Genomic DNA, 26,776 nt, shown 5'->3' on the forward strand with positions numbered 1-26,776 from the left:
ATAGCCTATGGACATAGAGGTCAAAAATGAGAAGAAGAAACCTCAGTTAAAGGACCACGAGCTAAAAGCGTTAATTCAAAAAAGTCAAGATGGAGATCAACAGGCAAGAGATACAATCGTTCAAAGTAATATGCGTCTTGTTTGGTCGGTTGTACAGCGGTTTCTTAATCGAGGATACGAACCAGACGATCTATTTCAAATTGGATGTATTGGGCTCTTAAAATCGGTAGATAAATTTGATTTATCTTTCGACGTGAAATTTTCAACATATGCAGTTCCCATGATTATTGGAGAGATACAACGTTTTTTACGTGATGATGGATCAGTGAAAGTTAGTAGGTCTTTAAAAGAAACAGGGAACAAAATTCGAAAGATGAGAGATGAGCTTTCGAAAGAGTTCGGAAGGGCTCCAACGATTAATGAAGTGGCAGAGGCACTAGAACTAACGCCAGAGGAAGTTGTTCTAGCGCAAGAAGCGAGCCGTGCTCCTTCATCTATACATGAAACTGTATATGAAAACGACGGCGATCCAATCACTATTTTAGATCAAATTGCAGATCAATCTGAAACGAAATGGTTCGATAAAATTGCTTTAAAAGAAGCGATTAGAGAACTAGATGAACGAGAGCGCTTAATTGTATACTTGCGTTACTATAAAGATCAAACACAGTCAGAAGTAGCAGAGCGCATAGGCATTTCACAAGTACAAGTTTCAAGACTTGAAAAGAAAATATTAAAACAGATGAAAGATCGAATAGACGAATAATTGTCTATTCGATTTTTTTATGCCGTTAATAGGAGAGAGATGTTAATTTTCGAAAAAATTAACAGAATTTATTGATAATTTAGTCAATTTAAAATATAATCCAAGTATGAACTTGTCATAAAGGGGGAAGGAAACATGGAAACGAGGCAACAATGGGGAACGAGAGCTGGATTTATTTTCGCAGCGGTCGGATCTGCCGTTGGATTAGGAAACATATGGCGTTTTCCTTATACAGCGTATGAAAATGGAGGAGGAGCATTCTTTTTACCGTACTTATTTGCATTATTAACGACTGGTATTTCATTGTTAGCGTTTGAGTTTGCCCTTGGTCATCGTCATCGTGGTTCAGCACCACTTACATTTTTCCGTATTAGCCCGCGTGCCGAATTTATTGGATGGTGGCAAATGTGCGTAACATTTATCGTTTCAACATATTATGCAGTGATTATTGCTTGGTCTATATCGTATACATACTTTGCAATTACTGGAGCATGGGGAAAAGACACGCAATCATTTTTATTTAAAGAGTACTTACATGTTGCAGATAAGCCAGGACAATTTGGAGGACTTGTACCGGAAGTATTAATTCCGTTAGCTCTCGTTTGGATTATTGTGCTTGGCGTTGCATTTAAAGGAGTTAAAAAAGGAATCGAAGTGGTTAACCGTATATTTATTCCTTTATTAGTTGTTATGTTCCTTATTATCGTCGTTCGTGCAGTGACGATGGAAGGTGCTATGCAAGGACTAGATGCATTCTTTAAACCAGATTGGAGTCGTATTTTTGATGGGAAAGTATGGCTTGCTGCTTATGGTCAAATATTCTTTAGTTTATCTTTAGCATTTGGAATTATGATTACTTATTCTAGTTATTTACCGAAAAACTCGGATACAACAAATAATGCCTTTATTACTGGATTTGCAAACTCAGGATTTGAATTATTAGCAGGTATTGGGGTCTTTGCAGCTCTTGGGTTTATGGCAAATAATATGGGAGTACCGGTTGATAAAGTAGCAAGTGCTGGCGTTGGGCTTGCGTTCGTAGTGTTTCCGCAAATTATTAATGAATTACCGATGTCACCGTTGTTTGGTGTATTATTTTTCTTATCGTTAACGGTTGCTGGAATCACATCACTTATTTCACTCGCGGAAGTATGCTTTGCTGCTGTGTCTGAAAAATTCAGTTTAAGTCGGGAAAAAACCATTGGAATTATGGGAACCCTTCTCGTGTTAGTTTCTCTTGCTTTTGCAACACGTGGTGGGCTTATGTTCTTAGATGTTGTCGACTATTTCGCTAATAATTTCGGATTAATTACAATTGCACTTGCGGAAGTAGTGACGATAGGGCTCATTTTACGTCGTTTACCAGTTTATCAAAATCATGCAAACTTTGTATCTGACATTAAATTAGGAACGTTTTGGAGAGTGAGTTTACTCGTTATTACTCCGCTTATGTTAGGGTATATGCTAATTGATGGTACAATCCAAAATATTAAAAAGAACTACGGAGATTATCCGACTGAGTTTGTTGTAACGTATGGTTGGTCGATAGCAGTAGCCTTCCTTATTGTTGCGCTAATTATTAGTCTAAAGAAATGGGATGCACAAATACATTCGGATTCTGCAAAGCTTGAAAAAGAATGGAAAGATCGAGGTGTTTCATAATGAGTGGATCAGCGATTATGATGATGGTTATTGGAATCGTAGTCATTTGGGGAGGGCTTGCATTAAGTATTGCAAACTTATTTAAGAAAAAGGCATAAGTAAAAACATCTGTACCGAAATGGTGCAGATGTTTTTTTATGAAAAAATTGTATTAGAAAAAAATTCAATAACCATACTACAACTACGAGGAAGAGTGAAGGGGTGAATGAAAGTTGGAACAAACGATTTATATTAAAATGCGCAATCGTTTAAAAGTTTCTCCTACTTATGAAGTAAAGCTGGGTGATGTTGCTCAACTTGCCGGAGATTCTTCCGTAGTTGAGTTGTTACAAAATGAGATAGTTTACAAAATAACAGTGCATGATAAGACTCATGTTGTAATTGATGTTATGAAAGTAATTGAGATTATTCAACAGAAAGCATCTCATGTACAAATTAATTTACTCGGTTCTGGACAAACTCTTGTTGAAATTATATATGAAAAAAAGAAGGCACAACCAATTTTTTTCGGACTTGTATGGTTGTTACTTTTCATTGGAGCGGCCCTTGCGATCATTTATTTCCATGAAGATGTAAGTATGCAACAAGTACATCAACGGTTATATTACATGATTACTGGAGAATTTAATGCGCAACCACTTTTATTTCAAATTCCTTATTCTTTAGGCCTTGGCTTAGGAATGGTTTTATTCTTTAATCATGTATTTCAAAAACGAATTAATGAAGAGCCAAGTCCGCTAGAAGTTGAGATGTTTCAATACCAACAGTCACTTGATCAATATGTAATCGTTAATGAAAACAAGGATAATATGAAACAACTTACCGATGATTGAGTCTGGATTTGTTATTTTAATTGGTTTAGCTGGAGGGATTGCGGTAGGTAGCGGATATGTCGCATTTTTAGCTGTACTTGGTATAATCCCCCGTTTAGCTCAATTAACGAGAAGTGGAAAGCATATTCAATATTTTGAGTGGGCGGTCATTGCAGGTACGTTAACAGGGGCTTGGTGCAGTTTGAAAAATATTACATTTCAAACGTCGCAATATTGGCTCGTTATATTAGGGATATTTTGTGGCACGTTCATCGGAATGCTTGCTGCGGCATTAACAGAGGTGTTAAATGTTCTACCTATTTTAGCGAAACGAGTAGGGGTAGAGGGGAAGATTATTGTTTTACTCGTTGCTCTTGTACTTGGGAAAGTAATAGGGTCGTTGTTTCACTGGATTTATTTCGTAAGGTAGGAGGCAGTATATAAATGACAAGTCAGAAATTGAAGGATGATTACATAAATAAAGTGAAGAAGTATCATCCAAAGCCAAACTATTTACTAAATTGTATCAAAGCATTTCTTGTAGGTGGACTCATTTGCACAGTTGGAGAAGTATTGATGAAATTGTATATACATTATTTTCACTTCAGTGAACAAGAGGCAGGAAACCCAACTGTTGCAACTCTTGTTTTAGTATCAGCGATTTTAACAGGATGTGGTGTATATGATAAAATCGGTCAATTTGCTGGAGCAGGATCAGCGGTACCGGTAACAGGATTTGCAAATTCTATGGCGAGCGCTGCCTTAGAACATAAGAGCGAAGGGGTTGTTCTAGGGATTGCTACAAATATGTTTAAATTGGCAGGAAGTGTGATTGTATTTGGAGTTGTTGGTGCATATATCATTGGGTTAATAAGGTATACCTTTAAAATTTTTATGTCTTAAAGGAGGGGCTAGTATGAGGTTGACCGGAAAACAAACGTGGGTATTTCAAAATGATATATATGTAAATGCAACGGGCACTGCTGTCGGTCCGAAAGAAGCTGAGGGCCCTCTTGGAAAAAAATTTGATATTTCATATGATGACTTACATTGTGGAGAGGAAAATTGGGAGCTCGCCGAACGCAGATTAATGTCGGACTCAATTCAACAAGCAGTGCAAAAAGGGAATATAAAAACATCGCAAATTGATTTCTTTTTAGCGGGAGATTTATTAAATCAAACAGTGACAGCGAATTATGTTGCGCGTAAGTGGGGTATTCCTTTTTTAGGAATGTTTAGCGCTTGTGCGACGTCTATGGAGACTTTAGCAGTTGGCTCAGCTTTTATAGACGGTGGATTTGCAAATCGTGTCTTAGCTACAGTAAGTAGTCATAATGCAACGGCTGAAAGACAATTTCGCTATCCAACAGAGTACGGTGGACAAAAGCCAGGGACAGCAAATTCAACTGTGACTGGTGCAGGATCTATATTAATTAGTAATGAAAAAAGTGCAATTAAAATTACGGCGGCTACAATCGGAAAAGTGCAAGATTTAGGAATCACAAATCCTTTGGACATGGGGGCAGCGATGGCTCCAGCAGCAGCTCATACAATTCAACAGCATTTTGAAGATTTGAGAAGAAGTGCTAATGACTATGATTTGATTGTTACGGGTGATTTATCAGCTGTTGGGACGCCGATTGCGAAACAACTTTTACTTGAGGAAGGTTATGATCTTGGGCATATATACAATGATTGTGGATTGATGATTTATGAATCAAGTCAAGAAGAAGTGTTTGCAGGTGGTAGTGGTTGCGCTTGTTCAGCGGTTGTCACATATGGTCATTTATTACACGAGATGCAAAAAGGGAATTTACAACGAATTTTTGTCGTTGCGACTGGTGCATTATTAAGCCCGATGATGATGCAACAGAAAGAGACGATTCCAACAATTGCACATGGTGTTGTATTTGAGAGAGTTAAAGGAGAGTGAATTGTGGACTTTATATACGCATTTCTTGTAGGTGGAGCTATTTGTGTAATTGGGCAACTATTGTTAGATTTCGCAAAGTTAACACCAGCTCATTTAATGGCAACTTTTGTAGTCATCGGAGCAATATTAGATGGATTTGGCTTGTACGATAAACTAATAAAGTTTGCAGGTGCTGGAGCCACAGTCCCTATTACAAGTTTTGGACATTCACTATTGCACGGAGCAATGCATGCAGCAGAAAAACATGGATATTTAGGAATTGGTATTGGCATGTTTAGTTTAACGTCTGCGGGCATTTCCGCAGCGATATTGTTTTCATTTTTTATAGCACTTATATGTAAACCGAAAGGATAAATCAAATGAGACGAAGGGTTGTTTTGGTCACAGATGGAGATGAATATGCAAAGCGGACAATTGAGCTTTTAACGAAGGAATTTGGGGGTAGGTGTATTTCAGCATCACAAAGTAATCCAACCAAATTGACAGGGAAAAAAGTTGTTGAGCTTATTATGCAAACGCCATATGACCCTGTATTTGTCATGTTTGATGACAGTGGATTTATTGGAGAAGGATCTGGTGAAAAGGCTTTAAAATATGTGGCTACCCATAAACAAATTGATGTGCTTGGCATTTTAGCAGTAGCGTCTAATACGCATCATTGGGAATGGGCACGCGTAGATGTAAATGTAGATCGGAACGGGAACTTAACCGAATATGGTGTGGATAAATTTGGACTTCCAGATGGTGAAATTGGCAGAATTAGCGGAGATACAATTTATTGTTTAGACGATTTGAATGTTCCTGTCATCGTTGGAATTGGTGATATTGGTAAGATGTGTGGAAATGATGAATGGGAGAGAGGATCACCAATTACAAAAAAAGCAATTCAATTAATTTTGGAAAGGAGTGGATTTTATGACGAAGCCTAAAAAAGTGGATATCCCAATTTCATCTTTCATAAGTGATAATGAAAATTACTTAAAGCAAACAGCTGGACTGGGTGTTACATACGATGTTGGCATTCGTAAATTTCAAATTTTAAATAAAGAAATTGGTGTGTTGTTTGTAAATGGACTCTGTGATACGAATTATATTATCCCTATTTTAGAAGAAGCGGTGGATACAAATGAAATAAGGGATGTAGAAGAAGATACAGTGAAGCTTCTAGAGAATCGTTTAATTCATCAACAAGTAAGTAAAGTGAAAACGATGGATGAGGTAATGCTCCAAGTATTATCAGGACTCATCGTTATATTTGTGGAAGGTGAAACGGAAGCGTTCGCAATAGATGTTCGTAGTTATCCAGGGCGGACTCCGACAGAACCAGATACAGAAAAGGTTGTACGTGGTGCAAGGGATGGGTTTGTTGAAAATATCGTTGTAAATACAGCGTTAATTCGTAGAAGAATACGTGACCCACGTCTTCGAAATGAAATGATTAGAGTAGGAGATAGATCGCAAACGGATATTTGTATTACGTATGTACAAGATGTTGCAAATCCGGATTTAGTTAAGATTATAAAACAAGAATTAAATAACATCGATGTCGATGGAATTACGATGGCTGATAAAACAGTGGAAGAATTTGTTGTAAAGCAAAGCTATAACCCATTCCCACTTATTCGATATACAGAAAGACCAGATGTAGCAGCAAATCATTTATTAGAAGGACATGTGTTAGTACTAGTAGATACATCACCGAGTGCTATGATTACTCCAACAACATATTTCCACCACTTACAGCATGCAGAAGAGTTTAGACAAAATCCGGCTGTCGGGACATTTTTACGCTGGGTACGCTTTTTAGGTGTCTTATTCTCCTTATTTTTACTACCGTTTTGGTTAGTGTTTGTATTTGACCCAACTCTTTTACCAGAAAATCTTGCTTTCATCGGACCGACTAAGATGACGCATTTACCAATTTTATTACAGGTAATAATGGCAGAGGTCGGACTTGAATTTTTAAGGATGGCAGCCATTCATACTCCAACGCCGTTATCGTCTGCAGCAGGATTAATTTCCGCCATATTAATTGGTCAAATAGCAATCGATGTAGGTTTGTTTGTACCAGAAGTTATTTTGTATGTTGCGGTTTCTATGATCGGTGCATATGCAACACCGAGTTATGAATTAGGACTCGGAAATAAGGTTGGAAAATTGTTTGTTATTATTTTGACAGGTCTCTTTCAGGAGATGGGATTTGTAATTGGTATGACGATATTAATTTTATTTTTAACGTCTATAAAAAGTTTACAAACACCTTATTTATGGCCGTTTTTACCATTTGATTGGGGCGCGTTAACAAAAATTTTACTCCGTCCAACGATGTCTAGTTTAAAAGTACGACCAAGTATTGTAAGACCTCAAAATGTAAAAAGACAAAAATAAACGGGATTATACACCCGTTTATTTTTTTTTAGCAAAAATTTATTATTTTTTAACAAAAATCAAACATTTTTTGTGTACACTTAGAGTAGATATTGTGTATGGAAGGGGAAGAGGACATGATTAAATTATTTGTAAGTGATTTAGATGACACGCTCGTTTACGATGTGAATCATATGCAAAAAGAAGATGAACGTGCGCTGTGTTGGTTAGCTGAGAAAGGGACAAATATTTGTTTTGCCTCTGGCCGTTTTACACACAGAATTGATGAAGTTGTAAAAAGGTTTTCATTCCCATATTACACAACTGGCTTAAATGGAGCGACAATGTTACTTCCGGATGGGAATTTATTTCATGAATCGAGTTTTGAAAATACGGTTGCCCAGGAAATATATCGATATATACATAAAAAAGGACTAGCGGATATTGTTTGTGGAAATGAGCAGCGATATACAAAAAGGAAGAATGAACATCACCATAATTTTGAAGCGTATATGGGCGTGCATATTGCTGAAATTGAAGCGTTAGAAGAAGAGTTTGGTAAGACTGTACACCCTGCAAAATTGTTTGTTTTTGGAGAAGAAGAGAAAATTGTAACGTTAGATCAAGAGCTACGAAATACGTTTCAAGGCGAAGCGGAAGTTTTTATATCAGGTAAACGCTATGTTGATATTATGCCAAGAGGGGTGAGTAAGGGGAGTGCTCTAAAGCGATTAATGGACCATTTGCAAATTGAAGCAAATGAAGTTGCTTGTATTGGAGATTCTTTCAATGATATTTCTATGTTTGAAGTAACCCCGCATTCATTTACTCTTCATCATGCCCATCCATATGTAAAGGAGAAAGCAAATCATATAGTGCGTTCGGTTGAAGAGGCTGTTATGAAATTACCGTTACTTGTATAAAAAAGAAGCCCGTCACTGACGGGCTTCTTTTTACTTGAATAAAGATTTAACAAAATCAATGATACTTGAGAAGAAATCTTTCACTTTATCTAGAAAACTTTGTCCTTCTTCAGAACCTAAGAAGGCAGAAACGTGTTCTTTTGCTTTGTTTAATTGACTACCAACTTGATTCCAATCAATATTAAGATTTTTCATTTTATCAAATAACGATACTAAGTTATCTAACTGTTCATCTGTCAATGTAATGCCGAGTTGATCAGCGATTTTTTTAATTAATGAACGTAAATCTTCTGTTGTTTTTGGCTGTTCTTTTGCAATTTCTTCTTTAATTTTTGCAACAAGTTGAACTGCTTTTTCTTCACCAATTTTATCACCAAGCTGGGCTGTTTGTACCATTTCTTCATTCGCTACTTTTTTAACTTCTTCAGGAATTTGTTTATTGGACGCAGTTTCGTATGCTTTCATTAATCCAGTTAAAGCTGCAGTTCCTGAAACTTTAAAAGGTGCAGTAATTTGAATTTCTGCATCTTTTACACCTGCTGTAATCAAAGCGTTAGTGTACATTGCATCTGTTACCCAGTTAATGTTCTTTGATCGTACAATAAGACCAGATCCTGGTTTTGTGTATGTAATCATAGAAGAAGAAATTGCTCTCGTACCAATTTGTGCTTTTGGAACAATGCCTTCTAGAAATTTATGTTCTTCCGCATTAGATACAGTAATAATTGTAGCATCTTTCGGTGCTTTCATTTCTTTTAACAGATCTTGTTTTTGTTGTTCAGATAAGTTCTCTCCTAATGTAACAATTGATTCTCCCTCGATGATGTCTGCAAACGAAGCTGTTGGCATCATAAATACCGTTACAGCTAATAGCAGAGCTAGTAATTTCGTTTTCACGAAAAATCGCTCCCTTTCTCTTTCTAAAATTTTCGGGCAACAAAGTTATTATAGTATATATTTCTTATTTGTCACCTGACTTTTTCCACATTTCAAAAAAGAAGTATCTAGATTGTCGGATTCTTTTTGTTTCTAGTCATGAATGTGGTAATATAGTGCTGAGATAGTTGAAAGGAGACATATACGTATGAAAACTTTAGGATACATATTAATGGAAAACGGTGAAAAAATCGACTTGGAATTTTTCCCAGAAGAAGCACCAAAAACAGTAGAAAACTTTAAAAAATTAGCAGAGCAAGGATTTTATGACGGTGTTACATTCCACCGTGTTATTCCTGGCTTCGTAAGCCAAGGTGGAGACCCAACAGGTACAGGTGCAGGTGGCCCAGGTTACTCTATTCCATGTGAAACTGATGGAAACCCTCATAGACACCTTGTAGGATCACTTTCTATGGCTCACGCTGGCCGTAACACAGGCGGTAGCCAATTCTTTATCGTTCATGAGCCACAGCCACATTTAGATGGTGTTCATACTGTATTCGGTAAAGCAACAAGCGGTATTGAAACAGTATTAAAAATGCGTCAAGGCGATGTAATGAAAGAAGTTAAAGTTTGGGAAGAATAAGGTAAGGAAAAAGAGAGCTTTTGCTCTCTTTTTTATTTTTAATGAAATCGAGTACTTCTTCTACAGCTCATCATACAAGTAGTGTTGTTGCTAAAATATATTGCTTGTGAGAACAAACCTTTAACAAATTACATAGAATACATTACATTACATTATATGTTTCAACAAATATTTTTTGTTATATTAATTTTGCTAGAATTGTGCTGCTTTAGAGTAACTATGAATGAAGTGATGTTGAATGATATGTTTCTTTCCATTCCATATAAAATTTTCTTTTTTTAACTCTATTTATTAAAGGAATAGTGCTGAAACATAGATTTGACTTTCTTCTTTTCGCTTTGTATGATTATCAAGTTGTTTTAGACTCTTCTCACTCTGTTGAAAATATTGTAAAATGAATGTGATATGAAAAGAGTGATTGAGGGGATTACTAGTTTGTAACTTTTGTAAGAAGGGATAAGGGTTATGTTAATTCGTTTTAAAAAAAGTTATGAAAAAATTGCAATGGGGCTTCTTTCGTTTATGCCAACTGAAAAAGATGTGAAAACATTACAATTGACAATGAAAGAATATGAAGCAAAAGATGATTGGCAATTGTATTTGTGGAAAGAAAATGAAGATTTTGTTGGAATAATGGGGATTGTAAAAAAAGAGAATCATGTATTAGAAATTCAGCATTTGAGTGTGAACCCGTCTCACCGTCATGTGGGGATTGGGACGAAGATGGTTCAAGAGTTAAAGAGTAAATTTCTTGAGTTTACAATTTGCGGAAATGAGCAAACGGCAAGTTTTTGCGAAAAATGTAAAGGGCTAGAACAAAATATACATTCGTGAAAGCAGAGATAAGTAGTTTATTATCTCTGCTTTCTTTTTTGTAATTGTTCGTATCGTTCAGTAATGACCTCTGTGCGATCACGCAAAGTGTGCTTGTTTATAATATATTCACCTGGGATAGCATTCAAGTCTTTCCAAGAGAGGTTTTGTTTTTGACATAACTCTATGCACTGCTTCTCTAACAATGGATCTGATAAGGGTAAAAATAAAGGTACAAAACGTTCTTTTTTATGGATAGATTGCAATCTTTCATTGAGCAAGGAAAGAAGTTGTACTTGATTAATTCCTAAACGTTGTAAAGGCACACCGCTTTTTTCTAAAATTGTGATTGCGCTTTTCATCATTTTTGTGGAACCATTCCAGTTAGCACGTCTTTGGTGGTATAAAGAAACTGCAATTTGAATGAGACCAACTAAGTAATGATCTCGATTACCTCTTGGTTTTGTCTTCCAGTACTCTTCTAGTATTTCGTGACATTCAAAATAGTCATAATCTCCATGGAAATGAATTAAAAATTGTATGTATTCGGTAGGATACATGTTTTTTCGCCCCTATCTAACGGTTATACATATAAGTGTATCATAGAAATATGAACAATAAACGACTAGGAGGTTTCCCCCTAGCCGTTATTGTTCATATTAGCAGAAGCAAGCTGCTCCTACAATAATTAGTAAAATAAACAGTACAACAAGTAATGCGAACCCACCGCTAAAACCACAATCAACGTGACCCATAGTTTTTTGACCTCCTACATTGTTCTTACTACACTGTTATCATATGAAGTGGTGCGCATGATGACATAGGCATTGGTCTATTTTTAATTAAATTTCTTAAAAAGGTTGGATAGAACATGAGTATGCTCTATACTTATGTTGTTATAGAAAAAATGTGGTGGGATGCTTTGTGCAATATAATTTTAAAGTAGAGGCTTTTGAAGGGCCTTTGGATCTATTGTTACATTTAATACATCGTTATGAAATTGATATATATAATATTCCTGTAGCAGATATTACAGAGCAATATTTATCTTATGTGCATACGATGAAAGAACTTCAATTAGATGTTGCAAGTGAGTATTTAGTAATGGCCGCAACGTTATTACAAATTAAAAGTAAGATGTTGTTGCCGAAACATGAAGAAGATGTACTTGATAACGGTGATGATTTTATAGATGATCCTCGTCAAGAATTGATGGAGAGGTTAATTGAATATAAGAAATATAAGCAAGTTGCTACTGAGTTAAAAGAAAGAGAACAAGAAAGAGCACAGCTATATACACGTCCGCCAATTGACTTTACATCGTTGGAACAAGAAGAGGAGACAAGTTTACCTCTTGATGTTACGTTATATGATATGCTAGCAGCATTTCAAAAATTAATGCGCCGTAAAAAGGCAAAAAAACCTGTAACAACACGTATTACTCGTCAAGAAATACCAATTGAACAACGAATGACTGATATTTTAAAGCAGTTAAAAATAAAGGGTGGTCGCCAAAGTTTTTATGATTTGTTTGTTGATGATGAACGTGAAATAATGGTTGTAACATTTTTAGCAGTTCTGGAACTTATGAAAAATCAACAAATCACAATTGAGCAAGAACATAATTTTGATGAAATTTTCGTATCAAGCTCTAATAAATCTGCATAGAGCAAGTATGTGAAAATGGGATAGAAACATTTTATCTCATGCTATGTTTTAATGTATCGTTTGGAACAAGAGAAAAAGTATTGAACCGAACGCATTGATTGTGATTCGGTTTTTTGATGTGTATTTTTATGGAAAAATAGAAGGAAGGAGCTCGTGAAATGGATAGGAAAGAACAAAAGTCAATTATTGAAGGCCTTTTATTTGTTTCTGGTGATGAAGGGATTTATCCAGAACAAATAGCGAAAGTTCTTGAAATTGAAATGAATGAAGTAATTAATATTTTAGAAGAAATGCAACAAGAATGTGAAGGTGCAAACCGTGGTTTGCAAATTGTACAGTATGCAAAAGTATATCGTTTTGCTACAAAGAAAGAACATGCTTCATATTATCAAAAATTAATGGATACACCAACAGCTGCTTCGCTTTCGCAAGCTGCCCTCGAAACGTTAGCGATTGTTGCATATCGTCAACCAATCACAAGGACTGAGATGGAAGAGATTAGAGGAGTTAAAACCGATAAGGCGTTACAAACGTTGGTTTCCCATTTACTTATAAAAGAAATGGGAAGAGCAGAAGGACCAGGGCGGCCTATTTTATATGGAACAACAAAAGAATTTTTGGACACATTTGGATTGAAAACATTAGATGATTTACCACCGCTTTCTGAAGAGAATGAACAAATGAATGAAGCTGATTTATTCTTCGGTTCCTTACAAGAGATATCGAAATAAAAGCTTAGCATTTTGCTAAGCTTTTTTTGTATATCAATTATTTACAGTGCCATACTAAATGAAAAAAGGAGACGAGTTATGAGAGGTATGCGGATTATTCTATTATTAGCTTCTGTTTTATTATGTTTTTCTTTAAATAGCGCATCAGCTAAAAGGTATATGATGTCTATTCATACTACGTCTCCTTTACATATGCATCGGCAACATCTTAGTAAAATGAAAGTGAGCTTTTTAAAAGTGGGGCAAGGTGACGCAACACTTATTATAATGCCAAATGGACAAACAATGTTAATTGATGGAGGACCTTATGAAGCAGGAGAGGTTATTATTCAGAAATTAATTGAGAAAGGGATTAATCATTTAGATGTAATTGTCAGTACGCATCCCGATATGGATCATATAGGGGGGTTAATTCCAATTGTAGAGCAAATGCCGGTATCGCTTATATTAGATAGTGGAAAAACATATAGTTCTCTTACTTATCATACGTATCGGAATAATATTAAAAAAAGAGGGATACCTTTCGTTTCAGTAAAGGAAGGACAATATATACCGCTGGATCCACATGTTTCTATACAAGTATTAAACAACGGGAAATCAAAAGATGAAAATAATGAATCCTCAATTGTTTTAAAGGTACGATATGGAAAAGCGGATTTTTTATTAATGGGTGACGCGGATGTACGGACAGAAAATGAAATATTAAAACAATTTGATGTGCATGCAGATGTTTTGAAAGTGGGGCATCACGGCTCATATACTTCAACAAGTGAAACGTTTATAAAAAAAGTGGAACCGCAGTTTGCTATTCTGTCGTACGGGAGTAGTAATCCGTATGGACATCCTCATCAAAGTGTAGTAAAGCGCTTGAAAAGGCACGGTATAATGGTATATAGAACAAATAAACGTACAGTAGAAATAGAAACAGATGGTGAACATGTTATGTTAAAATCTAGCGGGTTAATGCCATTGTTGAAGTGATTTCTATATTAGGGGTGGATACTGTCCCTTTTTGGAAAAATGAATAATATATATTATAATTATAAGGGACGTAAGAAATTTCCTTTTCTGTTGAATAAAAAGGAAATTTCATTAGAATGTATAGACAACTACTCGTGCATATATTAAGATGGAACTAGGCGAATAAGGTAATAATAACAAGTAGGTATTTCATGGGAAAGGATCGATGAAAATGAAAACGCAAATTGTCATCAATGCCAAAATTTACACAGGTCAAGAAATAGTGGAAAACGGATTTATTCGTTACGCAGAAACCATTAAAGAAATTGGTTTGATGGCTCAATATGTACCACAAGAAAATGAAACTGTTTTTGATGCTACAGGGAAGATTGTAATTCCAGGTATGATCGATGTTCATATTCATGGTGGATACGATATTGATGCGATGGATGCAAATAGCGATGGGTTAGTAACTCTAGGTAAAGAAATGTTAAAAGAAGGGGTTACAACTTACTTCCCAACAACAATGACACAAGCTCCAGAGGCAATTGAAGCAGCGCTAACTGCTGCGAAAGAAGCAAAAGAAAAAGGAGCGCATTTCGAATATATTCACTTAGAAGGACCTTATGTTTCAAAGAAACGTGCAGGTGCACAACCACTTGAACATATCGTTCCTGCAAATATTGAGCAATTTAAACAATGGCAAGAAGAAAGTGGGAATTTAATTAAATTAGTAACATATGCACCAGAAGAAGAGGGAGCATTAGAGTTTGAACAATATCTTGCTGAAACTGGTGTAGTTGGCACAATGGGGCATACAGATGCAATTGATGCACAACTAAAAAATAGAAAGATTACACATGCGACACATTTATACAATCAAATGCGTGGATTACATCACCGTGAACCAGGAGTTGTTGGTCATGTGTTATTAAATCCAGATGTAATGGTTGAAGTAATTACAGATGGTATTCATATTCACCCTGATATGGTGAAATTAGCATATAAGTTAAAAGGACCGAAAAAAGTAAGTGTTATTACTGACGCAATGCGTGCAAAAGGTCTTGAAGATGGATTATATGAGCTTGGCGGACAGCCAGTACATGTAAAAGATGGTAGTGCTCGATTAGAAGATGGAACGTTAGCTGGTAGTATCCTAAAAATGGATCAAGCTTTCCGAAATGTAATTGAATTTACAGGTTGTTCAATCGAAGATGCAGTACTGATGACATCAGTTAACCAAGCAGAAGAGTTTGGATTAAATAATAAAGGTGCATTAGCGGTAGGAAAAGATGCAGACTTTGTTGTGATGAATGAAGATTTACATGTATATGATACGGTTCGTTTAGGAATTCATATGAAGGAAGGGAAGTAATTAAATGAATATTCTTGTTGTAAAAACTCCAGAAGAATTAGCAGAAGCAGGTTATAAATTAATTGAAGAAGTTGTAAAAACAAAAGAAAATCCAACATTAGGAATGGCTACAGGAAGCTCTCCATTAGGTATTTATGCAGAAATACGAAAAAATAAACTTGATACAAGCCGTGTAACCACTGTAAACTTAGATGAGTACGTAAATTTACCACATGAAGATAAAAACAGCTATCACTATTTCATGCAAGAACAGTTGTTTGATCATCTTCCATTTAAACAAACTTATGTACCAAACGGGATGGCAAGTGATTTAGAGGAAGAGTGCAAACGTTACGAGAGCATTCTAGCTGCTAACCCAGTTGACCTACAGATTCTTGGAATCGGTGAAAACGGTCACATCGGATTTAATGAGCCAGGAACACCGTTTAATTCTCCAACAAACATTGTTGAATTAACAGAATCTACACGCCAAGCAAACCTTCGCTTCTTCGAAAAAGAAGAAGATGTGCCAACTCATGCGATTACAATGGGAATTGGAAGCATTATGAAAGCGAAACAAGTTCTACTTGTTGCGATGGGTTCTAAAAAGGCAGAAGCTGTTAAAGAATTATTGCAAGGTGAATATAGTGAAGAGTGTCCGGCTACAGTTTTACAACGTCATCCGAATGTAACCGTAATCGCTGATCAAGAAGCTCTATCTTTATGCAGTGAGGCGATTGCTGATGAACATCGACAAGTATTCACCATTTCCGATCTATTATCAGATTCAAGAGTGGGTGAAACAGCTAATTGAGGACGGCGAATGGAAGCCGGGAGATAAAATCCCATCTGAGAATGAACTTTGTGATAAGTTCGAAGTGAGTCGTATGACAATCAGACAGGCGATTAATAATTTAGTGGAACAAGGCTATTTATATCGGAAGCGTGGAATTGGAACATTTGTCCAACTTCCGAAAGTGGAACAAAAGTTGCAAGGAATGACGGGATTCACAGAAGACATGATTTCTCGTGGAATGAATCCAAGTAGTCAATTACTTAGTTTCCGCCTAGTTCCAGCTACTGCTAAAATAGCAGACCGGTTAAGAATACAGGAGGGGGAATCGGTTTATGAAGTGAGGCGTATTCGCTTAGCTGATGATGAACCGATTGCTTTTGAGACGACATATTTGTCGCCAGCTCTTGTAAAAGATATTAACGAAGAGATATTGCAACAATCTTTATATGAACATTTAGAGAAAAAACTGGGCTTTAAACTTGTTAGCGCTACTCAGTCAATTGAAGCTTCCGTTGCGACGGAAAATGAAGCTGAACATCTGCATATTCCTAAAAAGGCGCCTGTACTTGTCATGCGTCAATGGTCATATTCAGAAGGTGAGGTACCGCTAGAGTACGTGAAATGTATTTATCGTGGAGATCGTTATAAATTTATTACGAATATCGCACGTAACAAATAGTATATTTCAGTTTGTGAAGTACAGTGGAATTGAAAATGGTTAACATGTAAAGAAATAAAAATACGACTCATCCTTATAAGGAATGAGTCGTATTTTTATTATGAGTAATTACGTGGTTAACAGCATCTTTGACGTGATTTACTACATAGTGAGCGTGATTTTTTACTGCATCATCTGCTTGCGACATAGCAAAACTGTGAGGAGTTAAAGAAAACATAGGAATGTCATTATAAGAATCCCCTATACAAGCAATTTCCTCAGGTTTTATTTGAAACTCATTTAATAAAACAGAAATGGCAGAGCCTTTACTAACATTTGGTGGCATTACATCTAAACATTGTTCTGCAGAGATGAAAGTACTAACTTTCCCGTGGAATTTTTCATCAATTTTTTTCTGAAGGAGTTGTAAGTTCTCCTTTGTTCCACCGACAGAAATTTTATTTGGGAAAATTGTATCATCAATTTTCTGTAGTAAGTTTGGTTCTTCAACAGAAGTCATAGTTACCTGTTGTTCAAGTTCTTGAATAAAAGGTGTTTTCTCTTCAATGTAATAATTATGTTCATCACTTACATAACGGAAATAAGGATCTTCATTCGTCATAGCTAACAAATCGGGAAGTATGCTGGAATCAAAAGTTGCAGATAATAGTTGTTTATTTTCATGTGTATATACAAAAACACCATTTACACTAATACGATGAAAATTTGTATTTACAGCTTTCATTAAGTCTGCAATTTCATTATCAAGTCTTCCGGAAGCGAAGCAAAGAATAACATTTTGCTCGGCAAGGCTGCGCAGTGCCGCAACATCTTGTTCGTCAATAAGACCTCCGTGTTGCATCATTGTACCATCGATATCACTTACAAACATTTTAATCATGCTGTTATCCCCTTTCTATGTACAGTTGCTCTTACATTATACGCATCATATATAAACATGTCTAAAAAATGAATTTTTATTAAATGGCAGATGTTTTACATTGACGACAAAGAAGAATATTCTGTAACATAAAAGTAGGCTATTTAAGTACGAGGGTGGTGTTATATGAGTAATTATCTAGAAATTAAAAAAGTTTTAAATAATAATGTCATCATTGCTAGCCATCCGGAACACGAGGAAGTAGTAGTGATTGGTAAAGGAATTGGATTTGGGAAAAAAGCGAAAGATGTCTTGGAGCAAGAACAAATCGAAAAAATGTTTGTCTTAAAAAATGAACGTGATCGTGAACAGTACAAATTATTAGTGCCGCATATTAGTGAAAAATTAATTGAATTGATGAACGATATTATGCTGTACATTCAAGGGAAAGCGAAATCTCCACTAAATGAACATATTCATATTGCGTTAACAGATCATATTTCATTTGCGATTAAAAGGTTAAAACAAGGACTTACAATTGATAACCCTTTTTTAGTTGAAACAAAAATGCTCTATCCAGAGGAATATGAAATTGCGGAAGGTGTTGTAGAACTTTTAAATTCTCGTTTGCAAATTGCATTGCCTGAAGGAGAAATTGGTTTTATTGCACTTCACATTTACAGTTCGCTTACAAATTCTGATTTATCTTCAGTTAATCAAAACTCCCGTCTCATTGCACAACTTGTATCTTTAATTGAGACAAACTTACAAATTACATTAGATCAAGAGAGCATTCATTATTTACGTCTTATTCGTCATCTTCAATATGCTATTGAGAGGGTGAAAAAAGGAGAAAAAGTAGAGGAATCACAAAGTTTTGCTGATTTATTAAAGGCCGAGTATCCAGTTTGCTATAACTTGGCTTGGAAGCTAGTTAAGGTCATGCAAAAAGAGTTGCAACTACCTGTATATGAAGCTGAAAGTATTTATTTAACGATGCACTTGCAACGCTTAGTAAAGGCAGAGCATGTGTAAAAAGTTATATATTTTTGTCTAAAATGAAAACGTTAAAAAAAATGATTGAATCGCTTACAATAGTTATGTATAATAACTATTGCAAAGTTATACAAATTTCGACAAACACATTAAGGTGAGTAACGAAAACGTTTGCCTTAATTATAGTGAACTTATACGTAAACCTATTTTTGACACGTGTTACTGATTCGATCAGGCATGAGTGGAGAAAAGTAAGGAATGTAAGCTAGAGAAAGGGATATACTACCCTTTGTATAGCTATCGTTCTATCTTTTTTTCCTCATGTCTTTTTGGCGTTTGTCGGAAGGTATCAATATAGATAAGAGAGGAAGGGTTTCCATGTTTAAGAAGATCTTTGGTGTTCTTCAAAAAGTCGGGAAAGCGTTAATGCTTCCAGTAGCGATTTTACCGGCGGCAGGTATTTTACTTGGATTTGGTAATGCATTTCAAAATCCACAGTTAACAAATGTTATTCCTGCTTTAAAAGCAGATTGGTTCGTAATGGTTGCAAAAATTATGGAACAATCTGGTGATATTATTTTCGCTAACCTTGCATTATTATTCGCAGTTGGGGTAGCAATTGGTTTAGCTGGTGGAGACGGAGTAGCTGGTTTAGCAGCATTCGTCGGCTACTTAATTATGAACAAAACGATGAGTGTGTTCTTAGAAGTAGATAAGCTAGTGAAAGTAACAAGTTCTGGAGCAGACCCAGTAAAAATTGGATTTGCAGATCCAGCGTATGCAAACGTATTAGGTATTCCAACGCTACAAACAGGAGTATTTGGTGGTATTATCGTCGGGATAGTAGCGGCATATTGCTATAATAAATACTTCAACATTGAATTACCATCATACTTAGGTTTCTTTGCAGGTAAGCGTTTCGTACCGATTGCAACTGCAACATTCTCTTTAATAGTAGGTATTATCATGTGCTTCATTTGGCCATACATTCAAGGTGGCTTAAACACGTTCTCACATCAAATGATTGATGCAAATAGAACAATCGCAGCATTTATATTCGGTTTAATTGAACGTTCATTAATTCCATTTGGATTACATCACATTTTCTATTCACCGTTCTGGTTCGAATTCGGTCAGTATACAAATGCAGCTGGCGAATTAATCCGTGGTGACCAAAAAATCTTTATGGCACAGTTAAAAGACGGTGTAGAATTAACAGCAGGTACATTTACAACTGGTAAGTATCCGTTCATGATGTTTGGTCTTCCAGCAGCAGCTTTAGCAATGTACCATGAAGCACGTCCAGAAAATAAAAAATTAGCAGCAGGTATTTTAGGTTCTGCAGCATTAACATCTTTCTTAACAGGTATTACAGAGCCACTTGAATTTTCATTCTTATTCGTAGCGCCAGTATTATTCGGAATTCACGCTGTATTTGCTGGTCTATCATTTATGACAATGCAAATTTTAGGTGTTAAAATTGGTATGACATTCTCTGGTGGTTTAATTGACTTCCTATTATTCGGTGTACTACCAGGCCGTACAGCATGGTGGTGGGTAATTATTGTTGGTCTTGTACTAGCAGTTATTTACTACTTCGGATTCCGCTTTGCAATTCGTAAATGGAATCTAAAAACACCTGGTCGTGAAGTGGCAAATGCAAATGACGGCGCAGGAAAAGCAGAAGCAGGCGAACTTCCTCGTGAAGTATTAGTAGCACTTGGTGGTAAAGAAAACATTGCTTCTTTAGATGCTTGTATTACTCGTTTACGTGTTCAAGTTAACGAACAAAAGAATGTAAACAAAGACCGCTTAAAAGAACTTGGAGCAGCTGGTGTACTTGAAGTTGGAAATAACATTCAAGCTATTTTCGGACCGAAATCTGACACATTAAAATCACAAATTCATGATATTATGTCAGGCCGTACACCTCATGTTGAAAAAGAAGAACCTGTAAAAGTGGAAGAAACTCCTCAAAAAGTTGATGAAAATGAAACAATTGTATCACCAATTGAAGGGAAAATCTTACCGATTACAGAAGTGCCTGACCAAGTATTCTCAGGAAAAATGATGGGAGATGGATTTGCAATTGAGCCAACTGAAGGAACAGTAGTTTCTCCAGTTAATGGTGAGATTGTCAATGTATTCCCTACAAAACATGCAATTGGTATTCAATCTGAAGGCGGAAAAGAAATTTTAATCCACTTTGGTATTGATACTGTAAAATTAAATGGTGAAGGTTTTGAAGCGCTTGTAGCACAAGGCGACAAGGTGAAACAAGGCCAACCATTATTAAAAGTAGATCTTGCATTTGTAAAAGAAAATGCACCATCTATCATTACACCAATTGTCTTTACAAACTTACAACAAGGGCAACAAGTCGAATTGAAAAAAGATGGAAATGTTAAGAAGGGCGAAACCGCTATTATTGACATTCAGTAGGAATTTGACGCAAAATGTTTATAATTATAATAGGCGATGTGGTTGACCGAACATCGCCTATTATATACAATAGATGGTGTAGTACTCACGTCTATACAACTAAAAAATACTGTAATTTAAAGGAGATAAATTATCATGGAAAAAATCTTTAAAGTAACTAGCGACTCAGGAATTCATGCTCGTCCAGCAACTCTACTTGTAAACACTGCAAGCAAATTCGGTTCTGACATTAACTTAGAGTATAACGGAAAGAACGTTAATTTAAAATCAATCATGGGCGTTATGTCTTTAGGCATTCAACAAAACGCAGAAATTAAAATCACTGCAAATGGTGATGATGCAGCTCAAGCACTAGCAGCTATCGAAGAAACTATGAAAAACGAAGGATTAGGAGAATAATGACTCTTAATATTCAAGGGATCGCTGCATCAAGTGGGATTGCTATTGCAAAGGCTTTCAGACTTGAAAATCCTGAATTTAACATCGAAAAGAAATCAATTACAAACGAAGCTGCAGAAATTGCACGCTTAGACGCTGCGCTTGAGAAAGCAAAAACTGAATTAGAAGCTATTAAAGACCACGCATTTGCTGAACTAGGTGCTGACAAAGCTGCGATCTTTGAAGCACATTTATTAGTGTTAAATGATCCAGAACTAGTAAACCCAGTAAAAGATAAAGTAAATAGCGAAAAAGTAAATGCTGAATTTGCAATGGATGAAGTTGCATCAATGTTTATTTCTATGTTTGAAAACATGGATAACGAATATATGAAAGAACGTGCTGCGGACATTCGTGACGTAACAAAACGCGTTCTTGCACATTTACTAGGAATTAACTTCTCAAATCCTGGTACAATTTCTGAAGAGGTAATTATCATTGCTGAAGATTTAACACCATCTGATACAGCTCAGTTAAACCGTAAGTATGCAAAAGGTTTTACTACTGATATCGGTGGACGTACATCTCACTCTGCAATTATGGCTCGTTCTATGGAAATTCCAGCTGTTGTTGGTACGAAAGTTGTTATGGAAAAAATCCAAAACGGCGATATCGTTATCATTGACGGTTTAGATGGAGAAGTAATTGTAAACCCATCAGAAGAAACTCTTCGTTCGTTTGAAGAAAAGAAAGCGAAATTTGAAGAGCAAAAAGCTGAATGGGCAAAATTAAAAGACCAAGCTACTGTAACAAGTGACGGACATCACGTTGAGCTTGTTGCAAATATCGGAACACCAAATGATGTACAAGGTATTATCGATAATGGCGGAGAAGGCGTTGGCTTATACCGTACAGAATTCTTATACATGGGCCGTGACAATCTTCCAACAGAAGAAGAGCAGTTCGAAGCGTATAAAGCAGTTCTTGAAGGTGTAAAAGAGGGTCAACCAGTCGTTGTTCGTACACTTGATATCGGTGGAGATAAAGAGCTTCCATACTTACATTTACCAAAAGAAATGAACCCATTCTTAGGATACCGTGCAATTCGCTTATGTCTTGATGAGCAAGATGTGTTCCGTACACAACTTCGTGCATTACTTCGTGCTAGCGTATACGGTAACTTAAAAATTATGTTCCCAATGATTGCAACTCTTGATGAGTTCCGTCAAGCGAAAGCAATTTTATTAGAAGAGAAAGCGAAACTTGTAGAAGCGGGTACAACTGTTTCTGATTCTATTGAAGTTGGTATGATGGTTGAAATCCCAGCTTCAGCAGTATTAGCAGATCAATTTGCGAAAGAAGTTGACTTCTTCTCTATTGGAACAAATGATTTAATCCAATACACAATGGCTGCAGACCGTATGAACGAACAAGTATCTTACTTATACCAACCATATAACCCATCTATTTTACGTCTTGTAAAAATGGTTATCGATGCTGCTCATAAAGAAGGCAAATGGGCTGGTATGTGTGGTGAGATGGCGGGCGATTCACTTGCTATTCCATTATTATTAGGATTAGGTTTAGATGAGTTCAGTATGAGTGCAACATCTATTCTTCCTGCAAGAACACAACTAAGCAAGTTGTCAAAAACAGAAATGGAAACATTAGCAGAAAAAGCATTAATGATGTCAACTGCTGAAGAAGTTGTTGAACTAGTTAAAAGCATATAAGTAATAAAAAAACCTGAGTCGATTGAAATCGGTCTCAGGTTTTTTCTATGAGAAAAGTAAATCTTATTTTCTTACTAGAGGATAAGGTACAGAATTAGATAGCGATAGCAACGATATCAGATGGGCATACACGTAAAATACCAGTAAAAGTATTTCGGTTTTGATTGTGCTTATCATCTTTGTTGTTATCTTTATTGTCTTTGTCATTGTTATTACGAGCTAAAGCAGAGAAAAGAGCAACACCGTTACAGAAACCTTCAAAAATTACATTGTTGAAAGATCCAACACCTTTAACGCTTAATAGAGAAAGCTCTGTTCCAACTGAAATGCTAGCAAGTACGTTACATACAGCTGGTTGTTGTGGCTTAACCTCTCTCTCCTTCTCACGATGGTCGCGCTCTCTTTCATGATGATGACAGTCTCTAAAGTTATCACAGCATCCAAATGATCCAAACATAATCCTCATCACCCCCTTCACACTTATAATCTATGTAAGTTCGGTAGTAAGTGACTGGACAGAGAGTGGAATTTTTTCTAGGGGATTTTCTCATTTTAAATGACTAGCTGGGTGTTTAGTATGGAATGATGTTTAAAATAGGGGTAATATAACAAAAAAATGTAAAAACCACCGAAATAAATGAAATGGGTAGCCTTTACACTTTTTTACTTTTATATAAAACGATGATATATACAGGAAGAGCTAGGAGTAGTGGTACAATGGATCGTGCAGTATGTTTTTCTGATTCTAATTGGAATGCTTCTTCTTTTGGGAATTGTAAAATGGAGATGTTTGCGGCATCACCAATAAAATATAGAAGCAGTACAGTTACTATGTAGCATAAAAGTGCGATAAAGCTTCCGTATGAACTCAATGAAAATCCCTCTCTTGTTATCTATTTGTTATCATTGTATCACAATTGTAACAAAAATACACGGGTATATTTCAACACCTTAACAAAATTCGACACGAAACGTCACGTTTACTTATGAGGAGGGAATAGAATATACTTTTCCATAAGTATAAATGTCGAATGATTTGTAGTAATATTACAAAAGTATGACAGGAAATAAAAAAACGAAGGCAACGTAGTTACCTTCGTTTTTTATTATTTTGCCCACTCGCTCACTTGCTCTACGCTCATACGTGGTGCAGGGTGGCCTTTTAAAGTTGATTCGCCAATTGTAATAAGCATAATTGGAACGTAACGAGATGAAACGTTAAATTCGTCTGTCAGTGCTTGTGGATTAAAGCCACCAATAGCACAAGTGTCCCAACCAGTCGCTTTAGCTGCAAGCATAAGTTGCATTGCTGCTAAAGATGCATTTGAAAAGGCAGCATCTCTTGAGAATTGTTCACGAGCATATGCAGATTCAATATTTTTAGCTAAGCGTTCTTTTGCTTCTTCTTTCATAAATCCTTGTTCTACAATTGGACCATATACTGGCTCAACATTTTTATAAGCTTCTAAATCACCTAAAATAGCGACTACTGCAGAAGCATCAAGAATTTGTTGTTGGTTATAAGCTATCGGGTGTAATCGTTTTTGTACATCTTCACCTTGAAAAACAAGGAATTTCCAGTGTTGTAAGTTCCAAGCGGAAGGTGCTTGTGCTGCGGCTTTTAAAATCTCGTGTAATTCTGTAGATGAGATTTCTTTATTTGGGTTGAATGCACGTGTAGATGTGCGTTCATATAGAACGTTAAAAAAGTTGTCGTTTGTCATTATATATCCTCCAAATTGCATATAAAATTATCGGGAAAACGCAATATATATTACTTACATTTTGTAAGTTATCGAATTTAAGAATATAATATCTTTATTTTAATTGTCAAGTTTTAAGAAATAAGCTAGGGCATTCATACAAACGATATAATTCCTATAATCATACACTAAAAAAGGAATTTATAGAGTGAAAAGGGAAGATAACATTCTCAATTAGCTTGTTAATATGTATCTCTCACAAATTAAAGTTTATTGGGTAATAGTCTTTTAAAAATGTTTGTGAGGAATTCAGTAGAACAAGATATATGAAGTGAGTGAAGACTAGTGATGAACATACTACATTTTTTATTAGAGAATACGGTTTTCCAAAATGTGTTACAAGATTTGCAGTTAAATGTCCTTTATATAGAAAATGGATGTAAACATCAACAAACGATAGAAAATATTCATCCAAAATGTATGTTTATAGCAAATAGTTTTGAAGAGGGCGAATTATTATTTCAAAGAACGAAACCGCACATTATAATTATGTATGTAACAGATTATTCTCAAATAAAATATATAAAGAATATGTATACCTTGCAAAGTACATTTATTGTCATTTGGGATCAACAAATAACAAAAGAATTTACAGATGTACTCGCATTAGGAATACGTAATATTGTAATAGCCCCTGTAACTCCGCAAGCAGTGTTAGAAGAAGTGAATAAGAGTTTGTATCAACTTTCTTTAGTAAGGCAAGTTAGTTTGCAACAGGAACTGCTTCAAACGATGTTTGATTTTCAAAATGATTTATTATTTATAGTAGAAGATGATGAAATTGTTGATTGTAATACAAATTTTTTAACGTTTTTCGGATATGAAAATTTGTTTGCCTATCGTGAGCAACATTTAGTATTTGCTGAACATTTTATTAGAGAAAATGGATACTACTCGACGACGCATGATATAACATGGCTAGACGATACTTTATCAAGCGGTAGAAGAATTAAGATGTTAAATTATGAAGGGACAGTATCTACTTTTCTATTACGTGCGACACCATTGCCAGAAGATTTATCAAGATTTATTGTAAAGTGCACGGAAATTACAGAATTAGATGAAATCTATCAAGAACAAGAAAGACTTGCTATGATAGATTCATTAACAGAGATTTATAATCGTTTAAAGTTTCAACAAATACTAGAGGTAGAATGGGAAAAGGTAATACGTACTGATGAGAAAATAGCAATTATTTTATTTGATATAGATAATTTTAAAACAGTTAATGACACATATGGTCATGATTTTGGCGATTTGGCATTAATACAACTTGCAGAGCTTATGAAATCTAAAGTGGAGCAGCAACATGTATTTGCAAGATGGGGAGGAGAAGAATTCATTATATTAGTGACAAATACAGTAGAAAAGGAAGCATTTCAAGTTGCGGAGTCATTACGATTCTTCATTGAAACAAAGCAATTCACTGGAATTTCAAAGTTAACAGCTAGTTTTGGAGTTGCGTTATATGAACAAGGAACTACAAGAGAAGAATTAATGCAACGAGCGGACATTGCATTATATGAAGCGAAAAAAAATGGGAAGAATCAAGTATGTGTGTATAGAAAAGAAAAAATGTAATTTTTCGCAACAAATTGTTGCGATTTTTTTTTATTGTT

Annotated in this window: 31 protein-coding genes; 24 read left to right on the top strand and 7 right to left on the bottom strand. The window is 35.6% G+C overall.

The window, feature by feature from the left end; genetic code table 11:
• Positions 1–7 precede the first annotated feature (7 nt).
• From sigF to ACTFRH_RS16230, 11 genes are all read left to right on the top strand, one after another.
• On the top strand, positions 8–766 hold the full coding sequence (gene sigF / locus ACTFRH_RS16180; protein ID WP_000350729.1) for an RNA polymerase sporulation sigma factor SigF: 759 nt from the start codon (positions 8–10) through the stop codon (positions 764–766).
• Positions 767–901: 135 nt separating this feature from the next.
• Positions 902–2,428, top strand: coding sequence for a sodium-dependent transporter (locus tag ACTFRH_RS16185; RefSeq protein WP_000450085.1), 1,527 nt, complete (start codon positions 902–904; stop codon positions 2,426–2,428).
• The gene (locus tag ACTFRH_RS16190; RefSeq protein WP_000016826.1) at positions 2,428–2,526 is read left to right on the top strand and encodes a methionine/alanine import family NSS transporter small subunit; all 99 of its coding nucleotides are present in this window, start codon (positions 2,428–2,430) and stop codon (positions 2,524–2,526) included. Before ACTFRH_RS16185 ends, ACTFRH_RS16190 begins: the two co-directional genes overlap by 1 nt.
• 114 nt (positions 2,527–2,640) lie before the next feature.
• Positions 2,641–3,261 carry a stage V sporulation protein AA gene (locus tag ACTFRH_RS16195; protein ID WP_000438370.1) on the top strand — a complete coding sequence of 207 codons (621 nt, stop codon included), beginning with the start codon at positions 2,641–2,643 and terminating at the stop codon, positions 3,259–3,261.
• Positions 3,254–3,670: a stage V sporulation protein SpoVAB gene (gene spoVAB / locus ACTFRH_RS16200; RefSeq protein ID WP_000572937.1), complete on the top strand. Its 417-nt coding sequence runs from the start codon at positions 3,254–3,256 to the stop codon at positions 3,668–3,670. Before ACTFRH_RS16195 ends, spoVAB begins: the two co-directional genes overlap by 8 nt.
• Positions 3,671–3,684: 14 nt before the next feature.
• Positions 3,685–4,143 (top strand): stage V sporulation protein AC, encoded by a 459-nt coding sequence (gene spoVAC / locus ACTFRH_RS16205; RefSeq protein ID WP_000203814.1) that lies wholly within the window; start codon positions 3,685–3,687, stop codon positions 4,141–4,143.
• A 13-nt stretch (positions 4,144–4,156) separates the two neighbouring features.
• The gene (gene spoVAD / locus ACTFRH_RS16210) at positions 4,157–5,173 is read left to right on the top strand and encodes a stage V sporulation protein AD (protein ID WP_001241160.1); all 1,017 of its coding nucleotides are present in this window, start codon (positions 4,157–4,159) and stop codon (positions 5,171–5,173) included.
• A gap of 3 nt (positions 5,174–5,176) precedes the next feature.
• Positions 5,177–5,527 (top strand): stage V sporulation protein AE, encoded by a 351-nt coding sequence (gene spoVAE / locus ACTFRH_RS16215; protein ID WP_000345907.1) that lies wholly within the window; start codon positions 5,177–5,179, stop codon positions 5,525–5,527.
• Positions 5,528–5,532: 5 nt separating this feature from the next.
• Positions 5,533–6,102, top strand: a complete 570-nt coding sequence (locus ACTFRH_RS16220) for a stage V sporulation protein AE (protein WP_001254412.1) — start codon at positions 5,533–5,535, stop codon at positions 6,100–6,102.
• Positions 6,089–7,561, top strand: coding sequence for a spore germination protein SpoVAF (spoVAF, locus tag ACTFRH_RS16225; protein ID WP_000165589.1), 1,473 nt, complete (start codon positions 6,089–6,091; stop codon positions 7,559–7,561). The genes ACTFRH_RS16220 and spoVAF overlap by 14 nt, the downstream gene beginning before the upstream one ends.
• Before the next feature lie 98 nt (positions 7,562–7,659).
• Positions 7,660–8,463 (top strand): Cof-type HAD-IIB family hydrolase, encoded by an 804-nt coding sequence (locus ACTFRH_RS16230; RefSeq protein WP_002164165.1) that lies wholly within the window; start codon positions 7,660–7,662, stop codon positions 8,461–8,463.
• A 30-nt stretch (positions 8,464–8,493) separates the two neighbouring features.
• Here ACTFRH_RS16230 and ACTFRH_RS16235 read toward each other — a convergent pair whose 3' ends face one another.
• Positions 8,494–9,360 carry a DUF1002 domain-containing protein gene (locus ACTFRH_RS16235; RefSeq protein WP_000850515.1) on the bottom strand — a complete coding sequence of 289 codons (867 nt, stop codon included), beginning with the start codon at positions 9,358–9,360 and terminating at the stop codon, positions 8,494–8,496.
• Between the two features lie 187 nt (positions 9,361–9,547).
• Between ACTFRH_RS16235 and ACTFRH_RS16240 the strand changes: the two genes are divergently transcribed.
• Together ACTFRH_RS16240 and ribT are read left to right on the top strand one after the other, a co-directional pair.
• On the top strand, positions 9,548–9,985 hold the full coding sequence (locus tag ACTFRH_RS16240) for a peptidylprolyl isomerase (RefSeq protein WP_000853782.1): 438 nt from the start codon (positions 9,548–9,550) through the stop codon (positions 9,983–9,985).
• Positions 9,986–10,450: 465 nt separating this feature from the next.
• Positions 10,451–10,819, top strand: a complete 369-nt coding sequence (gene ribT / locus ACTFRH_RS16245) for a GNAT family N-acetyltransferase RibT (protein WP_000908399.1) — start codon at positions 10,451–10,453, stop codon at positions 10,817–10,819.
• Positions 10,820–10,839: 20 nt separating this feature from the next.
• Here the strand turns inward: ribT and ACTFRH_RS16250 are convergent, their stop codons facing one another.
• Entirely contained in the window at positions 10,840–11,358 is a 519-nt protein-coding gene (locus ACTFRH_RS16250; protein ID WP_000283592.1) for a DUF309 domain-containing protein, read from the bottom strand.
• Positions 11,359–11,457: 99 nt separating this feature from the next.
• Positions 11,458–11,553, bottom strand: coding sequence for a YjcZ family sporulation protein (locus tag ACTFRH_RS16255; RefSeq protein ID WP_000510194.1), 96 nt, complete (start codon positions 11,551–11,553; stop codon positions 11,458–11,460).
• Between the two features lie 169 nt (positions 11,554–11,722).
• Between ACTFRH_RS16255 and scpA the strand changes: the two genes are divergently transcribed.
• The 6 genes from scpA (at position 11,723) to phnF (ending at position 16,986) form a co-directional block, all read left to right on the top strand.
• Positions 11,723–12,466, top strand: coding sequence for a segregation/condensation protein A (scpA, locus tag ACTFRH_RS16260; protein WP_001199748.1), 744 nt, complete (start codon positions 11,723–11,725; stop codon positions 12,464–12,466).
• 158 nt (positions 12,467–12,624) lie between these two features.
• A complete protein-coding gene (scpB, locus tag ACTFRH_RS16265) occupies positions 12,625–13,197 on the top strand; it encodes a segregation/condensation protein ScpB (RefSeq protein WP_000375172.1) in 573 nt (190 codons plus the stop codon).
• 78 nt (positions 13,198–13,275) lie between these two features.
• Positions 13,276–14,178 carry a ComEC/Rec2 family competence protein gene (locus ACTFRH_RS16270; protein ID WP_001214823.1) on the top strand — a complete coding sequence of 301 codons (903 nt, stop codon included), beginning with the start codon at positions 13,276–13,278 and terminating at the stop codon, positions 14,176–14,178.
• A 211-nt stretch (positions 14,179–14,389) separates the two neighbouring features.
• Positions 14,390–15,532 carry an N-acetylglucosamine-6-phosphate deacetylase gene (gene nagA / locus ACTFRH_RS16275; protein ID WP_002164164.1) on the top strand — a complete coding sequence of 381 codons (1,143 nt, stop codon included), beginning with the start codon at positions 14,390–14,392 and terminating at the stop codon, positions 15,530–15,532.
• Positions 15,533–15,536: 4 nt separating this feature from the next.
• Entirely contained in the window at positions 15,537–16,325 is a 789-nt protein-coding gene (gene nagB, locus ACTFRH_RS16280; RefSeq protein WP_001024201.1) for a glucosamine-6-phosphate deaminase, read from the top strand.
• Entirely contained in the window at positions 16,255–16,986 is a 732-nt protein-coding gene (phnF, locus tag ACTFRH_RS16285; RefSeq protein WP_021727649.1) for a phosphonate metabolism transcriptional regulator PhnF, read from the top strand. The genes nagB and phnF overlap by 71 nt, the downstream gene beginning before the upstream one ends.
• A 73-nt stretch (positions 16,987–17,059) precedes the next feature.
• On the opposite strand, the gene ACTFRH_RS16290 is transcribed toward phnF, so the two are convergent.
• Positions 17,060–17,866 carry a Cof-type HAD-IIB family hydrolase gene (locus ACTFRH_RS16290; RefSeq protein ID WP_000594242.1) on the bottom strand — a complete coding sequence of 269 codons (807 nt, stop codon included), beginning with the start codon at positions 17,864–17,866 and terminating at the stop codon, positions 17,060–17,062.
• 165 nt (positions 17,867–18,031) lie between these two features.
• Here ACTFRH_RS16290 and glcT point away from each other — a divergent pair, with 165 nt between their 5' ends.
• From glcT to ptsP, 4 genes are all read left to right on the top strand, one after another.
• The gene (gene glcT / locus ACTFRH_RS16295; protein WP_000073857.1) at positions 18,032–18,880 is read left to right on the top strand and encodes a glucose PTS transporter transcription antiterminator GlcT; all 849 of its coding nucleotides are present in this window, start codon (positions 18,032–18,034) and stop codon (positions 18,878–18,880) included.
• Positions 18,881–19,219: 339 nt separating this feature from the next.
• Positions 19,220–21,283, top strand: a complete 2,064-nt coding sequence (gene ptsG / locus ACTFRH_RS16300; RefSeq protein ID WP_000473174.1) for a PTS glucose transporter subunit IIABC — start codon at positions 19,220–19,222, stop codon at positions 21,281–21,283.
• Between the two features lie 135 nt (positions 21,284–21,418).
• Positions 21,419–21,682, top strand: a complete 264-nt coding sequence (ptsH, locus tag ACTFRH_RS16305; RefSeq protein WP_000411080.1) for a phosphocarrier protein HPr — start codon at positions 21,419–21,421, stop codon at positions 21,680–21,682.
• On the top strand, positions 21,682–23,394 hold the full coding sequence (gene ptsP, locus ACTFRH_RS16310; protein WP_000174208.1) for a phosphoenolpyruvate--protein phosphotransferase: 1,713 nt from the start codon (positions 21,682–21,684) through the stop codon (positions 23,392–23,394). The genes ptsH and ptsP overlap by 1 nt, the downstream gene beginning before the upstream one ends.
• A 94-nt stretch (positions 23,395–23,488) precedes the next feature.
• On the opposite strand, the gene ACTFRH_RS16315 is transcribed toward ptsP, so the two are convergent.
• From ACTFRH_RS16315 to ACTFRH_RS16325, 3 genes are all read right to left on the bottom strand, one after another.
• Positions 23,489–23,851 carry a DUF3915 domain-containing protein gene (locus tag ACTFRH_RS16315; protein WP_000468026.1) on the bottom strand — a complete coding sequence of 121 codons (363 nt, stop codon included), beginning with the start codon at positions 23,849–23,851 and terminating at the stop codon, positions 23,489–23,491.
• 196 nt (positions 23,852–24,047) lie between these two features.
• On the bottom strand, positions 24,048–24,266 hold the full coding sequence (locus ACTFRH_RS16320) for a hypothetical protein (protein WP_000100485.1): 219 nt from the start codon (positions 24,264–24,266) through the stop codon (positions 24,048–24,050).
• 234 nt (positions 24,267–24,500) lie between these two features.
• Complete coding sequence (locus ACTFRH_RS16325; RefSeq protein ID WP_000180389.1) at positions 24,501–25,118, bottom strand: nitroreductase family protein; 618 nt, start codon at positions 25,116–25,118, stop codon at positions 24,501–24,503.
• A 327-nt stretch (positions 25,119–25,445) separates the two neighbouring features.
• On the opposite strand from ACTFRH_RS16325, the gene ACTFRH_RS16330 reads away from it, so the two are divergent.
• Positions 25,446–26,738, top strand: coding sequence for a GGDEF domain-containing protein (locus ACTFRH_RS16330; protein WP_001023183.1), 1,293 nt, complete (start codon positions 25,446–25,448; stop codon positions 26,736–26,738).
• Positions 26,739–26,776 lie beyond the last annotated feature (38 nt).

This window comes from Bacillus cereus group sp. MYBK216-1 (assembly GCF_051916495.1).
GTDB classification, from domain to species: Bacteria; Bacillota; Bacilli; order Bacillales; family Bacillaceae_G; genus Bacillus_A; species Bacillus_A thuringiensis_K.